At 30.2% G+C, this 13330-nt stretch carries 13 protein-coding genes; 9 read left to right on the forward strand and 4 right to left on the reverse strand.

Annotated elements, in window-relative coordinates:
• Positions 1-51 precede the first annotated feature (51 nt).
• Positions 52-360: a DUF3467 domain-containing protein gene (locus tag ACQ629_RS11580; protein ID WP_218773112.1), complete on the forward strand. Its 309-nt coding sequence runs from the start codon at positions 52-54 to the stop codon at positions 358-360.
• Between the two features lie 49 nt (positions 361-409).
• Here the strand turns inward: ACQ629_RS11580 and ACQ629_RS11585 are convergent, their stop codons facing one another.
• Positions 410-1096, reverse strand: coding sequence for a Crp/Fnr family transcriptional regulator (locus tag ACQ629_RS11585; RefSeq protein ID WP_483705103.1), 687 nt, complete (start codon positions 1094-1096; stop codon positions 410-412).
• 104 nt (positions 1097-1200) lie between these two features.
• Here ACQ629_RS11585 and ACQ629_RS11590 point away from each other — a divergent pair, with 104 nt between their 5' ends.
• Genes ACQ629_RS11590 through hemN form a run of 4 tightly spaced genes read left to right on the forward strand, consistent with a single transcriptional unit; the run spans position 1201 to position 5971 of the window.
• Entirely contained in the window at positions 1201-3573 is a 2373-nt protein-coding gene (locus ACQ629_RS11590) for a heavy metal translocating P-type ATPase (RefSeq protein ID WP_483705105.1), read from the forward strand.
• A 40-nt stretch (positions 3574-3613) separates the two neighbouring features.
• On the forward strand, positions 3614-3946 hold the full coding sequence (locus tag ACQ629_RS11595; protein WP_483705107.1) for an AraC family ligand binding domain-containing protein: 333 nt from the start codon (positions 3614-3616) through the stop codon (positions 3944-3946).
• Positions 3947-3950: 4 nt separating this feature from the next.
• Positions 3951-4610, forward strand: a complete 660-nt coding sequence (gene deoC / locus ACQ629_RS11600) for a deoxyribose-phosphate aldolase (RefSeq protein WP_483705109.1) — start codon at positions 3951-3953, stop codon at positions 4608-4610.
• Complete coding sequence (hemN, locus tag ACQ629_RS11605; RefSeq protein WP_483705111.1) at positions 4610-5971, forward strand: oxygen-independent coproporphyrinogen III oxidase; 1362 nt, start codon at positions 4610-4612, stop codon at positions 5969-5971. The genes deoC and hemN overlap by 1 nt, the downstream gene beginning before the upstream one ends.
• Before the next feature lie 213 nt (positions 5972-6184).
• Here the strand turns inward: hemN and ACQ629_RS11610 are convergent, their stop codons facing one another.
• The 3 genes from ACQ629_RS11610 to ACQ629_RS11620 all read right to left on the reverse strand — a co-directional run bounded on the left by ACQ629_RS11610 (position 6185) and on the right by ACQ629_RS11620 (position 9277).
• Positions 6185-6604 carry a hypothetical protein gene (locus tag ACQ629_RS11610; RefSeq protein ID WP_483705113.1) on the reverse strand — a complete coding sequence of 140 codons (420 nt, stop codon included), beginning with the start codon at positions 6602-6604 and terminating at the stop codon, positions 6185-6187.
• A gap of 112 nt (positions 6605-6716) precedes the next feature.
• Positions 6717-7364, reverse strand: coding sequence for a response regulator (locus tag ACQ629_RS11615; protein WP_483705115.1), 648 nt, complete (start codon positions 7362-7364; stop codon positions 6717-6719).
• Entirely contained in the window at positions 7361-9277 is a 1917-nt protein-coding gene (locus tag ACQ629_RS11620; protein ID WP_483705117.1) for a tetratricopeptide repeat-containing sensor histidine kinase, read from the reverse strand. Before ACQ629_RS11620 ends, ACQ629_RS11615 begins: the two co-directional genes overlap by 4 nt.
• Before the next feature lie 225 nt (positions 9278-9502).
• On the opposite strand from ACQ629_RS11620, the gene ccoS reads away from it, so the two are divergent.
• From ccoS to ACQ629_RS11640, 4 genes are all read left to right on the forward strand, one after another.
• Positions 9503-9670, forward strand: a complete 168-nt coding sequence (ccoS, locus tag ACQ629_RS11625; RefSeq protein WP_218773106.1) for a cbb3-type cytochrome oxidase assembly protein CcoS — start codon at positions 9503-9505, stop codon at positions 9668-9670.
• A 61-nt stretch (positions 9671-9731) separates the two neighbouring features.
• Positions 9732-11930 (forward strand): cytochrome-c oxidase, cbb3-type subunit I, encoded by a 2199-nt coding sequence (gene ccoN, locus ACQ629_RS11630; RefSeq protein ID WP_483705119.1) that lies wholly within the window; start codon positions 9732-9734, stop codon positions 11928-11930.
• 79 nt (positions 11931-12009) lie between these two features.
• Positions 12010-12177 carry a cytochrome C oxidase subunit IV gene (locus tag ACQ629_RS11635; protein ID WP_081411167.1) on the forward strand — a complete coding sequence of 56 codons (168 nt, stop codon included), beginning with the start codon at positions 12010-12012 and terminating at the stop codon, positions 12175-12177.
• A gap of 11 nt (positions 12178-12188) precedes the next feature.
• Positions 12189-13319: a cbb3-type cytochrome c oxidase N-terminal domain-containing protein gene (locus ACQ629_RS11640; protein WP_483705121.1), complete on the forward strand. Its 1131-nt coding sequence runs from the start codon at positions 12189-12191 to the stop codon at positions 13317-13319.
• Positions 13320-13330: the final 11 nt, after the last annotated feature.

Raw genomic sequence — 13330 nt, forward strand, 5'->3', positions numbered from 1 at the left:
TAATACAAAAGGCCTCTAAATTTTTAGAGGCCTTTTTTTTAAATTTTTATTATGGAAGAAAATAAAGATCCACAATTAAATATTGAATTAGATCAAGATGTTGCTGAAGGGACTTATAGTAACCTAGCAATTATTAATCATTCAGTATCTGAATTTATAGTAGATTTTATCAATATAATGCCAGGTGTACCTAAGGCAAAAGTAAAATCGAGAATTATTTTAACACCACAACATGCTAAAAGACTTACAAAGGCTTTAGCTGAAAATGTTCGAAAATTTGAACAAGCACATGGTGAAATAAAAGATTATGAGCAAGTGCCAATTCCAATGAATTTCGGAGGAACAACAGGTGAAGCTTAAAAATTTAAAACGTCTATTATTAGGCGTTTTTTTTGTTTTAAATCGGAATTTAAAAACCTGTAGAAATATCTTTTAAAGCTTGAGAATCAAGAATAAAAACCTCTTTACCTTTTAAATTAATTATTTTTTTCTTTTTAAATTCAGAAAGTAATCGAATTGCAGATTCGGTAGCTGTGCCAATAATATTAGCAATATCTTCTCGAGATAAAAGTATATCTAAAGCTCCATTTTCATTTTTAGCAAATCTATCATCAAGGCTTAATAAAGTTGCTGCTAAACGCTGTTTAACTGTTTTTTGAGCCATATCAACAATAAAATTATCAGCTGATTTAAGTGTTAAAGCCATATTTTTAAGAATATCCATTGTAAACTTAGGGTTGCCTTCTAAATCTCTAACGATTTCATCTTTAGGAATAAAGCAAACTTCCATATCATTTATAGCAATAGCTTTTAAGTTAGAAGCTTCATTGTTTATTAAACTTCGTTCACCAAGTATGTCTCCTTTTCTAACCAAATTTACAATTTGGTCTCTACCGTTATCACTCATTTTAGAGACTTTACAAACGCCGTCTTTAATACAAAAAACCCCATTTATATGTTCACCTTCTTGAAATAGAACAGCACCTTTTTTTATAGTTTTAGAAGTTTTACAACCAGCAATTCTAACCAATTCATCTTTTGTAAGAGATTTTAAAGAATTGAATTGACGAATAATGCATTGTTCACATTTGCTCATGGCGGTAGTCTGTTTTGGCTGATTCAAATATACTCAAAAGCTGATAAATATCATATTTTTATAAGTGATGATAGTAGATATTTGTACTAGGCAAAAGAGTAAATATGGAAAACACACTATGTTTTCATTGTGGTAACGAATGTGACACTAAAACGTTCTCTGTAAATGAGAAGTTTTTTTGTTGTAATGGATGTAAAACGGTTTTTGAAATTTTTTCAGAAAGCGATTTAACCTGTTATTATGATTTTCAAAACAATCCAGGAGCTATTCCTGAAGAAATTAAAGAAAAATACGATTTTCTAGATAACGTAGTTATTGTTGATAAACTGTTAGAGTTTAATGATGGTAACATACATGTTGTAAATTTATATATTCCTTATATACATTGTAGTTCGTGTATTTGGGTATTAGAAAACTTACATAAAATACAAAAAAATGTTAGTGCTTCACAAGTTGATTTTCCTAAAAAGACAGTACGGATTACGTATAATTCTGAGATCATCTCATTAAAAGAAATTGTAATATTATTAAGTTCCATAGGCTACGAACCTTATATAAGTTTAGAAGATTACGAAGTCGGTAAAAAGAAAGTAGATCGAAGCTTAATTTATAAATTAGGCATCGCTGGTTTTTCTTTCGGTAACGTAATGTTTTTATCATTTCCAGAATATTTTGAGGTATCAGGTTTTTGGCTAGAACATTATAAAGGAATATTCCGTTGGTTAATGTTTGTATTCTCATTGCCTGTAGTTTTTTATGCTGCGCAGGATTATTTTATTTCGGCTTATAAAGGGTGGCGTTCTAAAATATTAAATATAGATGTTCCGATTGCTTTAGGTGTTGCTGTTTTATTTATTAGAAGTTCAGTAGAGATTATTTTGGATATAGGAACGGGTTTTTTTGATTCTTTAACTGGTTTGGTTTTCTTTTTGTTACTAGGTAAGTTTTTTCAACAAAAAACCTACAATTTCTTGTCTTTCGAACGCGATTATAAATCGTATTTTCCGATTGCTGTAACAAGAATTTCATCGGAAGGAAAAGAAGAAAATGTACAAATCTATGATATCAAAAAAGGTGATAGACTGTTAATTAGAAATCAAGAATTAATTCCCGTAGACGGAATATTAATTAACGGGAATGCAAAAATAGATTATAGTTTTGTTACAGGAGAAGCGATTCCTGTATTAAAGAAATCAGGGGATAAATTATTCGCAGGTGGAAAGCAATTATCCGGAATTATAGAAATGGAAGTTTTAACGTCGGTTTCACAAAGTTATTTAACACAATTATGGAGTAACGATGTGTTTAAAAAAGATAAAAACTCGTCTTTTAAAACATTAACAGATCGTATTAGTCAGCATTTTACAATTACAATATTATTAGTCGCTTTTATTGCTACTGCATTTTGGTTGTATTATGATGCAAGTAAAGCGCTAAATGTATTTACGGCAGTGTTAATTATTGCGTGTCCGTGTGCCATTGCATTGGCTGCTCCGTTTACTTTAGGAAATATGTTACGTATTTTAGGTAAGAAGAAATTTTATTTAAAAAACGCTACTGTGGTAGAGCAATTAGCAGCGATTGATAGCGTAATTTTTGATAAAACAGGAACTTTAACAACTAGTAAAGAGAATCAAATTGATTATAAAGGTGTTGAGTTGTCATCCGAAGAAAAAGGGCTATTAAAAAGTACGTTGCGAGCGTCAAATCATCCGTTAAGTAGAATGCTATACGGTTCTTTAACAGAAAAAATGATTTCGGTGACCAATTTTAAAGAGTTTACAGGAAAAGGAATTGAAGCTATCTTAAAAAAAACTATAATAAGAGTAGGGTCTTCATCTTTTGTGAAAAACACGAAAGAGCAAATTAATTTAGATACGTCTGTTCATATTAGTATGAATGATGAATATAAAGGAAAGTATATTTTTAAAAATGCCTATCGAAATGGTGTAGAAGAATTGTTTTCTGAATTAAATTCCAACTATAATTTAGCTGTTGTTTCTGGTGATAATGAAGGAGAAAAAAAGTTTTTAGAAACATTGTTGCCAAAAAATACGTCATTTTTATTCAATCAAAAGCCAGAAGATAAATTGCACTATGTGGAAAAATTACAAAATAAAGGAGCGAATGTAATTATGATTGGTGATGGATTGAATGATGCAGGAGCATTGGCGCAGAGTAATGTTGGTATTTCGTTATCAGAAAATATTAATGTGTTTTCTCCTGCTTGCGATGCTATTTTAGATGCCTGTAAATTCGATCAAATAGGAAGTTATATTAAAGCTTCAAAAAAAGCAATCAAAATAATTAAGTATAGCTTTATACTTTCTTTATGTTATAATATAATTGGATTATATTTTGCAACAACAGGTCAGTTAAAACCTGTAATCGCAGCAGTTTTAATGCCTTTGAGCTCCATTAGTATTGTCGTATTTACAACTGTTGCAACAAATTTATTAGGAAGGAAAATAAAATAGTAATTACGAAGCCTGTAATAGACATTTAATAAAAACATATATGAAGATAGCCTCATTTTTAGAAGATATTAAGTTTAATGAGAATAAACCAGCAGTATCATTATTGTTAGATACCGATTTCTCGAAAGAAATACGTGTTGTATTTAAAAAAGGACAAGTGATGGAAGATCACCAAGCGCCATTTGCAATTATTGTTCAGGTACTAAAAGGTTGTATTGATTTTGGTGTAGAAGGAGAAATTAAACAATTAAATACAGGTGATTTAATTTCATTAGAACCAAAAATAATTCATAATCTTACAGCTATAGAAGAAAGTGTTGTGCGATTAACTTTATCGAAATTAGACACTATAAAGAGAGTTAAAAACGTATAAAATTATGGAAATTAATAAATATATAGATCATACACTACTAAAAGCAACAGCTAGAAGAAGTGAAATTATTCAATTGTGCCGTGAAGCAAAAGAATATGCTTTTTATGCTGTTTGTGTAAACGGATCGTATGTTAAATTAGCAAAAGAAGAGTTGCAAAATACGAATGTAAAAATTGCGGCTGTAATCGGGTTTCCGTTAGGAGCGATGACTACAGAAGTAAAAGTTTTTGAAGCACAAAACTGTATTGAAAACGGAGCATCAGAAATTGATATGGTTATTAATATAGGTAAATTACTAGATGGCGAAATTGCGTATATTGAAAATGAGATTAGATTGATAAAAGAAGCGATTGGTGAAAATGTTTTAAAAGTAATTTTTGAGAATTGCTATTTATCAAAAGAACAAATCAAAGAGGTATCGCAATTAGCGGTTAATGCAGGAGCAGATTTTATAAAAACATCTACAGGATTTGGAACAAGCGGAGCAATAACAGAAGATGTTCTAATCATGAAAGGAGTTACGAATGGTAACGTGCAAATTAAAGTAGCAGGCGGAGTGAGAGACAAAGAAACAGCTGAGAAATATATTACTATGGGTGTAACACGTTTAGGAACATCATCGGGGGTGTCTTTAATTACAAAAGGAGTTTCAGATAAATATTAATGAATTCACTTATACAAAAATATAATATTCCGGGACCAAGATATACCAGTTATCCAACGGTACCGTATTGGGATAACGATACGTTTTCGAAAGAAAATTGGATTAAAACATTTAAAAAGTCATTTATAGAAAGTAACTCCACAGAAGGAATTAGTATTTATATCCATTTACCATTTTGCGAAAGTTTATGTACTTTTTGTGCTTGTCATAAGCATATAACAAAACGTCATGAAGTAGAAGAAGATTATATAGATACTGTTTTAAAAGAATGGCATTTATATACCGACTTAGTAGATGAAACGCCTATTATAAAAGAGATTCATTTAGGAGGCGGAACACCTACTTTTTTTTCAAAAGAGCAATTAAAAAAACTTATAGACGGATTATTTTTAAACGCTAAAAAACATGTAAATCACGAATTTAGCTTTGAAGGACATCCTAATAATACAACAAAAGAACAACTGCAAACCTTGTTTGATGTTGGCTTTACACGTGTAAGTTTCGGCGTACAAGATTATAATGAAAAAGTGCAAGAAGCAATTCATAGAATACAGCCTTTTGAAAATGTAGTAAAAGCAACCCGTTGGGCAAGAGAGATAGGTTATACATCTATTAGTCACGATTTAATTTTCGGCTTACCATTTCAAACCAAAGAGAATGTAATTCATACGATTAATAAAACGAAAGAATTACAGCCCGATAGAATTTCTTTTTATAGTTATGCGCATGTGCCATGGGTTAAAGGAGTTGGTCAACGAGGTTTTAATGATAAAAATTTACCTAAAAATGAGGAGAAGCGTAAACTGTATGAAATAGGTAAAGAATTGTTTGCTGAAATGGGCTATGTTGAAATAGGAATGGATCATTTTTCCTTAAAAACAGATTCTTTATATAAAGCAACCCAAGAAAAAACATTGCACAGAAATTTTATGGGCTACACAGCAAATAAAACACAATTAATGATCGGTTTAGGAATGTCGTCAATTTCTGACTCTTGGTATGGATTCGCACAGAATGTAAAAACGGTAAAAGAATATCAAAAAATAGTAAATGAAGGAGAAATACCAGTTTTTAGAGGGCATATTTTATCTGAAGAAGATTTAATTATCCGAAAGCATATTTTAAATATTATGTGTCATTTTTCCACTTCGTGGGATGCTGAGCATTTACAGGTTAAGAATATTGAAATCGTTTTAGGAAAATTACAAGAAATGCAATCAGATGGCTTGGTTTCTATTGAAGAGAATAGCTTGTCAGTACCCGAAAAAGCAAGACCTTATGTACGTAATATATGTATGGCGTTTGATAAACGATTGTACAAGAATAAGCCAGAAACGAAGTTGTTTTCAATGACTATTTAAGAAATAAATAGAGAATTAAAACTAAGATATGAATACTCATATCTTAGTTTTTTTACTTAAAAGAATACTTCAAAATGACATAATATATTTAAATAAAACATATGATTTACATTTAAAACTAATACTTAGTGATATCCCCCCGGAAAACACATGTTTTAAATACTCTAAAAAGTAATTTATCTATATTTATTTTTTTAAATAAAGAAGTTAACCTTACATGAAAAGGAATGATGCAACAATCATCCAACCACCTACAGCAAGACCGAATACACCTAGTTTACCTAATTTTGGAGCTAATTTTTCTCTTAATACTGCTGCTTTTTGTTGGGCAGCTTCATTTTTACTTAATAATAACTTATTAATCATACCAAAACCTAGCATAAAACCTAAAACTGCCTGAACTAAGCTTCCTGCTAAAAGAGTAATCCACCAAATAGGAGATGAAGTTAACCAGCCAATGTTTAAAAATGCTGAAATGATACCCCAAACACCAGCTAAACAAAAAATTAAACCGATCCAACCTTGATAAGGTTCAATTTTATCTAATAATTCTTGTGCATTTGGTTTTTTTGCTAATATTAGAGATGGTACTGCGATAATGCTTAGAAGTATTAATGTAATTCCGTAAATCATTTTTTTTTTAAGATTAAATAATATGCTGCAAAGTTGCACGAATTTATACATCTAGTTTAGACTAGATGTAGTGAAATTCAATTACCTACTTTCAGGGATAAGGATGTTTAATTTAATCTAAAAGTCCTTCTTCCATTGCATAACGGGTTAATCCTGCTATATTACGTACACTTAATTTTGAAATTAAATTTTTACGGTACGTCTCTATGGTATGTGTACTTAAAAACAATTGAGATGCAATTTCTTTAGTCGTATACTCTTTGGCTATTAGTTTTAATACTTCTTTTTCTCTTTTAGTTAAAGAAATTTGAGATTTAGACTTTGCTTCAAATAGCGCTTCCATTAAGATATTTTTTATTCTTGGTGAAAAATAATTATCTCCTTTTAAGATGGTTTTAATAGCTTTTAAAAGTTCTGATTTTTCAGAATTTTTCGATAAATAACCATTCACTTCAGCTTCAATTAATTGCTGAATTTTTTTTGGTTCTTCTAACATGCTAACTACTAGTGTTTTTACAGCCGGAAACTGTTCTTTTATGGCCTTGTTCAAGGCAATGCCATCCATTTCTGGCATATTAATATCTGTTATTACTAAGTCTATTTTAGGAGTTGAATTAACCTGTAAATATTTAATAACTTGTGTTCCTTTTGTAGCAGCTAATACAATAGTTATATTGTTTTCTTCGGAAAGAATACTTCGCAGTCCGTCTAAAAAAATACTATGATCGTCTGCTATTATTATAGAATATTGTATTGTCATAATTTATTTTGTTGTGGAATATTTATAATTATTACGGTACCTCTATTTAATGCAGAATCAATTGAAAATGTTCCATTAAAAGTTTTAACTCTATGTTCTATATTTTGTATTCCTATTCCTTTACTAGTAATATTTAAATCAAAACCAATACCATCATCCTCATACAAAAGTTGAATACTGTTATCTTCTATATTTATACTTATTTGTAAATCTATTTCAGTTGCACTAGCATGTTTAAAAGCATTCGTAATAAGTTCTTTGATAATATTCAATAAATTAGACTGTAATGTATAATTAAAAGTATTAACAATATTTTCAGGATAAGCTTCAAAATTAATAGTTACGGTTTTATTTTGATTTAATGTAGCTATATAATTCTTAACTAAAATAGTAAAATGATTTTCTTTAAATTCACTAGGAATTAAACTGTGTGAAATATCTCTAACATGTTGATATGTTTTTTCTAATTGCTCAAGTAGCGAATTTGCTTTAGGATTATTAACTATTAAATTATTCATTTGAAGTTTTATACCTGCAATGTTTGCTCCAATACTGTCATGTAATTCCCTGGCAATACGATCACGTTCTTTATTCTGAACGATAATAGTATTTTTAGCAAGCTCTAATTCTTGAGTTTGTAATACCGAAGTCATCTCTTTTTGGTTTAATTTTTCTTGTTGTTTATTAAGTAAACTTTGTGTTTGAATCTTTTGGTAATAAACAATTAATAATAAAATTATTGGTATAAGAATAATAAAGAAACCTATAAGAAATACATATTTCATTGTTTTTTGATATTCTATTTCTGTTTGTTTATTTATTTGATCTTCTTGAAGCGTATTTATCTTTTTTTCTTTTTGTAATGTTTCATATTTAAACTCTAAATCTTTAATATAACGTTGATTTTGGTTCGTTATAATTTTACGGTTTATAGCCTCTAATTGTGTTTTTAAACTATAAGCATTTTTAAAATCTTTTTTCGAAACATAAACTTGCGTTAAAAGTCTAATTACTTTTTGCTGTAAATTTAATTGATTCCATTGTACAGCATTAACATATGCTGCGGATAGTATCATTTCTGCTACTTGATAATTTTTATTTATACTATAAATTCTGCCAAGATTTAAAATTGAAGATATATAAATATCGTAATAGCCTTTTTTTAATGATTGATTTTTAATTTCTGAAAAAATTGAAATAGCTTTATCAAATTTATTTTGTAATAATTTTAACCTGCCTAAAGCTATTCTTAATTTTAAATAAGATTTAAAGTTTTTCTCTTTATTTATTTTTTCTATCGTAATCTTAATTAATTCCTCAGCCTTATTAAATTGATTATTTAAGATGTAATAATTGGATGTTACTATTTCATAACGAAGTAACATTAATGGAGTAGTACAAATAGATGCTAATTCATCTAAAATAGATTTTACTTTTAAGGTATCCCGTTTTAAAATGTAGGTATCAGCTAAAGCTAATTGAAAACGCTGAAATATTAATTTATTATTCTCTGCTAACGTAATTCCTTCTATAAAATAACGAATAGACTCGTCTAAAAACCCCATGTTTTGTGAACCTAAACCTTTATATAACAAAGATTTTAATAAATATTTCTTTTTAAGTTTTTGTTTATCTTTTAAATAAACAATTTCATTTTTAAGAGCAGTTCCATAATGAAAAAGAGAATCAGCATTGTTTGAACGTAAAAATTGGGTTGCAATATTATCTAAAATAATAAGTCGATTACTAGGTTTTGTAGCATTTTGTAAAGATTTATATAATTGAAAATCTACTTTTTCAGGATTATTACCAAAGTATATAAAACCATCTCTATCTTGAGCGTATATTATAGATGATACAATAAAAAAGAAGAGCACTAAAGCTTTAGGTAAGGGATTGATAAATTGATTCATTTAAAACAAAAGTAGTACAAAATATACTCAAAAAAAATATGATTTTTAATTCTTATGATTACTCTATTTAATTAACATTGCGACCTATTAGAAAACAAGCATTTTTTAAGCTAGTAGCACCTCATTTTATTTAATCATTTTAAGAGTATTTTTTTAAACATGACAAATATCATATTTTAAGAAAAGCTTCACAATTACCTTTGACGTATAATTATCAGGCAAGATATGAGCGTTATTTACTTACTACTTACACTAAGTATTTTAGTGGCACTAATTTTTTTTATTGCATTTATTGTTTCAGTAAAAAATGGGCAGTACGATGATTCGTACACGCCATCTGTTCGTATGCTTTTTGATGACGAATTGGTCAAAGATGAAACAAAAAAGTCTTAGACTGTTTTTGTGAAAAATGAGATAACAAAAACTAACAATAAATATTAAATTCAATTAAATTATGGAAATGCAACAATTTTATTACGATAATAAGATCGTAAAAAAATTCATTTACGCCACACTACTATGGGGAATTGTAGGTTTCTCAGTAGGTTTACTATTGGCATTAATGTTTTTATTCCCAAATATTACAGACGGAATTTCGTGGTTAAGTTTTGGTCGTTTACGTCCGTTACACACCAATGCGGTAATTTTTGCATTTGTAGGAAATGCAATTTACGCAGGAGTTTATTATTCGTTACAACGGTTGCTAAAAGCACGTATGGCAAGTGATTTTTTAAGTAATTTTAATTTCTGGGGATGGCAATTAATTATTGTAGCAGCAGCCATAACGCTTCCTTTAGGGTATACAAGTTCTAAAGAATATGCAGAGTTAGAATGGCCTATAGATATTGCAATCGCATTAGTTTGGGTAGCTTTTGGTGTAAACATGATTTGGACAATCTTACAAAGAAGACAGCGCCATTTATATGTAGCCATTTGGTTTTACTTAGGAACTTTTGTAACCGTTGCAGTATTACATATCTTTAATAGTTTGGCATTACCTGTTAGTTTCTTCAAAAGTTATTCAGTGTATGCAGGTGTACAAGATGCCTTGGTGCAATGGTGGTACGGGCATAACGCCGTAGCATTTTTCTTAACAACACCGTTTTTAGGATTGATGTATTACTTCGTGCCGAAAGCAGCAAACCGTCCGGTATATTCGTATAGATTATCAATCGTACACTTTTGGTCGTTAATATTTATTTATATCTGGGCAGGGCCTCACCATTTATTATATACAGCATTACCAACGTGGGCGCAAAATTTAGGAGTGGCATTTTCAATCATGTTACTAGCACCTTCTTGGGGAGGAATGATAAACGGATTGTTAACACTTCGTGGTGCTTGGGATAAAGTGCGTACAGATCCTGTTTTAAAATTCTTTGTAGTTGCAATTACCGGTTATGGTATGGCAACTTTTGAAGGACCAATGTTATCGTTAAAAAATGTAAATGCAATAGCGCATTTTAGTGATTGGATTATTGCTCACGTGCACGTTGGCGCATTAGCATGGAACGGTTTTTTTACCTTCGGAATGATTTACTGGATGGTACCAAGATTATTTAAAACAAAATTATATTCTACAGCCCTAGCAAACTTCCATTTTTGGATAGGTACTTTAGGAATCATCATGTATACATTACCAATGTATGTGGCAGGTTTTGTACAAGCATCTATGTGGAAACAATTCAATCCAGACGGTACATTAGCGTATGGTAATTTTTTAGAAACGGTAGCTGAAATCATCCCAATGTATTGGATGCGTGCTATTGGAGGTAGTTTATTTATTGTTGGAGCATTTGTAATGTTGTACAACATGATAAGAACTGTAAAAGCAGGTAGCGATGTTACTGATGATTTAGCAGAAGCAGCTCCATTAACAAAAGTGTCTAAAAACAGAACTAAAGGGGAAGGATGGCACACTTGGTTAGAAAGAAAACCAATAAAATTAACGATTTACGCAACTATAGCAATTTTAATAGGAGGTGCTGTTCAGATTGTACCAACGTTGTTAGTGAAATCGAACATACCAACCATATCAAGTGTAAAACCATATTCACCTTTAGAATTAGAAGGACGTGATATTTATATTCGTGAAGGATGTGTAGGATGTCACTCTCAAATGGTACGCCCTTTTAGAAGTGAAGTAGAGCGATATGGAGAATATTCTAAAGCAGGTGAATTTGTATACGATCATCCATTTTTGTGGGGAAGTAAACGTACAGGACCAGATTTACATCGAATCGGAAGTAAATACTCAGATAGTTGGCATTTAAATCACATGTATGATCCGCAAAGCACCTCACCAGGTTCTATTATGCCTGCATATCAATGGTTGGTCAGAGATAAATTAGATAAGAGTAATACGGAAGGAAAGATGAAAGCAATGGTTTCTCTTGGGGTTCCTTATTCAGATGAAGAAATAGCAAATGCACAAGCCAATATGGATGCACAAGGAGCTAAAATTCAAGAAAACTTACATCAAGATCCTGATTTTGCTAAGAGTTATGCTTCAGATAAAAAGTATGCAGCCGAAAATGGCCAAGTTTTCATAGAAATGAAAGATCGTGAAATTGTCGCTTTAATTTCTTACCTACAAAGATTAGGTACTGATATAAAAGTAAAAGATGTTCAAAAACAATTGAGTAGACAATAGTTTAATAAATTATTAAATAACATTTAAGAACAAGTGTCAAAATATTAAAAATTCACTAAGCGAGTAAAAATTAGAAATTATGTTAAAATTCGTAAAAAACCATATGGAGAGCATTACAGGTATAGAAATATACCCGATGATCTCATTAACAATATTCTTTACCTTTTTTATGGTGTTATTTTGGTGGGTCTTTACTGCCAAAAAAGAATATATAAGTAAGGTAAGTGATTTGCCTTTAAATGACTAAAATAAAATAGTATGAAAAAATATATTCAATCAATAGTATCTTTTCTTTTTGTTTTTTCAATGCCATTTATTTTAGCAGCGGCATTTAAGGCATATGAAGAGCCTTTTAATTTTTTAGAAAATTCGTTAGTCTGGTTTATTGCAATTGGTTTTGGTTTGGTGGTGCTTTTAAAAGAGGTTTTATCGAACACCGTTGTAAATAAAGCAAATGAGTTAATGCCAAAGAATTACACAAGAGTACAATCTGTAACATCATTTTTATTTACATTTTTAACACCTTTTGTGTTAGCAAAGGCTATAAGTTCTTATGAAAATCCATATAACTTCATAGAAAACCCTTTAGTTTGGTTAGGCCTTATTGCTTTTGGTTTTGTTTGTCTCGCTAAAGAAATACTTACTATTACTGGAGTTAAGAAAATAGAGGAGGTTGCTATGATTAAAGCAGGAGTAAACTCTGATGAAGTAGATCATTGGGCTTGGGCTAGAAAGTTAATTGCTAAATGGACAGAAGCTAAAGCAGTAGAGCAAGAAGAAGAAATTATCTTAGATCATAATTATGACGGAATTAAAGAATTAGATAATAATTTACCGCCATGGTGGGTATATATGTTTTATGCAACGATAATTTTTGCAGTAGTGTATTTAGTAAGATTTGAAGTCTTAGATGGTTATACGCAAGAGATGGAATATGTAGAGTCTGTAGCAGTTGCTAAAAGAGAATTAGCAGCTTATAAGTCAACATCAAAAGATGCAATTATCGATGCTGAAACAGTAATAGTTTTAACATCAGAAAGTGATTTAAAAAGAGGTAAAGCTGTATATAACTTAAACTGTGCTGCTTGTCATATTGGCGATGGAGGTGGAGGAATTGGCCCTAATTTAACCGATGAATATTGGTTGTTGGGCGGCGGAATTAAAAACGTTTTTGCAACGATTACTAATGGTGGTAGAGACGGAAAAGGAATGGTTGCCTGGGGCAAAACATTAAAACCTGTAGATATTCAAAAAGTAGCAAGTTATATAATGTCCATGCAAGGTACAACATCGGCAAATCCTAAACCAGCACAAGGTGATTTGTATAAAGACGAGTCGCAACAAGTAACAGAAGAAGTTACAGCAATAGTAAAAGATAGTGTACAATAATAGTATTTGGT

It is taken from the genome of Tenacibaculum sp. SM2510 (genome assembly GCF_057002845.1).

What these genes read in the sequence shown, in the direction of transcription:
- ACQ629_RS11580 (WP_218773112.1), top strand. Translation starts at nt 52, where the DNA reads ATGGAAGAAAATAAAGATCCACAATTAAATATTGAATTAGATCAAGAT.
- ACQ629_RS11585 (WP_483705103.1), bottom strand. Translation starts at nt 1,096, where the DNA reads ATGAGCAAATGTGAACAATGCATTATTCGTCAATTCAATTCTTTAAAA.
- ACQ629_RS11590 (WP_483705105.1), top strand. Translation starts at nt 1,201, where the DNA reads ATGGAAAACACACTATGTTTTCATTGTGGTAACGAATGTGACACTAAA.
- ACQ629_RS11595 (WP_483705107.1), top strand. Translation starts at nt 3,614, where the DNA reads ATGAAGATAGCCTCATTTTTAGAAGATATTAAGTTTAATGAGAATAAA.
- deoC (WP_483705109.1), top strand. Translation starts at nt 3,951, where the DNA reads ATGGAAATTAATAAATATATAGATCATACACTACTAAAAGCAACAGCT.
- hemN (WP_483705111.1), top strand. Translation starts at nt 4,610, where the DNA reads ATGAATTCACTTATACAAAAATATAATATTCCGGGACCAAGATATACC.
- ACQ629_RS11610 (WP_483705113.1), bottom strand. Translation starts at nt 6,604, where the DNA reads ATGATTTACGGAATTACATTAATACTTCTAAGCATTATCGCAGTACCA.
- ACQ629_RS11615 (WP_483705115.1), bottom strand. Translation starts at nt 7,364, where the DNA reads ATGACAATACAATATTCTATAATAATAGCAGACGATCATAGTATTTTT.
- ACQ629_RS11620 (WP_483705117.1), bottom strand. Translation starts at nt 9,277, where the DNA reads ATGAATCAATTTATCAATCCCTTACCTAAAGCTTTAGTGCTCTTCTTT.
- ccoS (WP_218773106.1), top strand. Translation starts at nt 9,503, where the DNA reads ATGAGCGTTATTTACTTACTACTTACACTAAGTATTTTAGTGGCACTA.
- ccoN (WP_483705119.1), top strand. Translation starts at nt 9,732, where the DNA reads ATGGAAATGCAACAATTTTATTACGATAATAAGATCGTAAAAAAATTC.
- ACQ629_RS11635 (WP_081411167.1), top strand. Translation starts at nt 12,010, where the DNA reads ATGTTAAAATTCGTAAAAAACCATATGGAGAGCATTACAGGTATAGAA.
- ACQ629_RS11640 (WP_483705121.1), top strand. Translation starts at nt 12,189, where the DNA reads ATGAAAAAATATATTCAATCAATAGTATCTTTTCTTTTTGTTTTTTCA.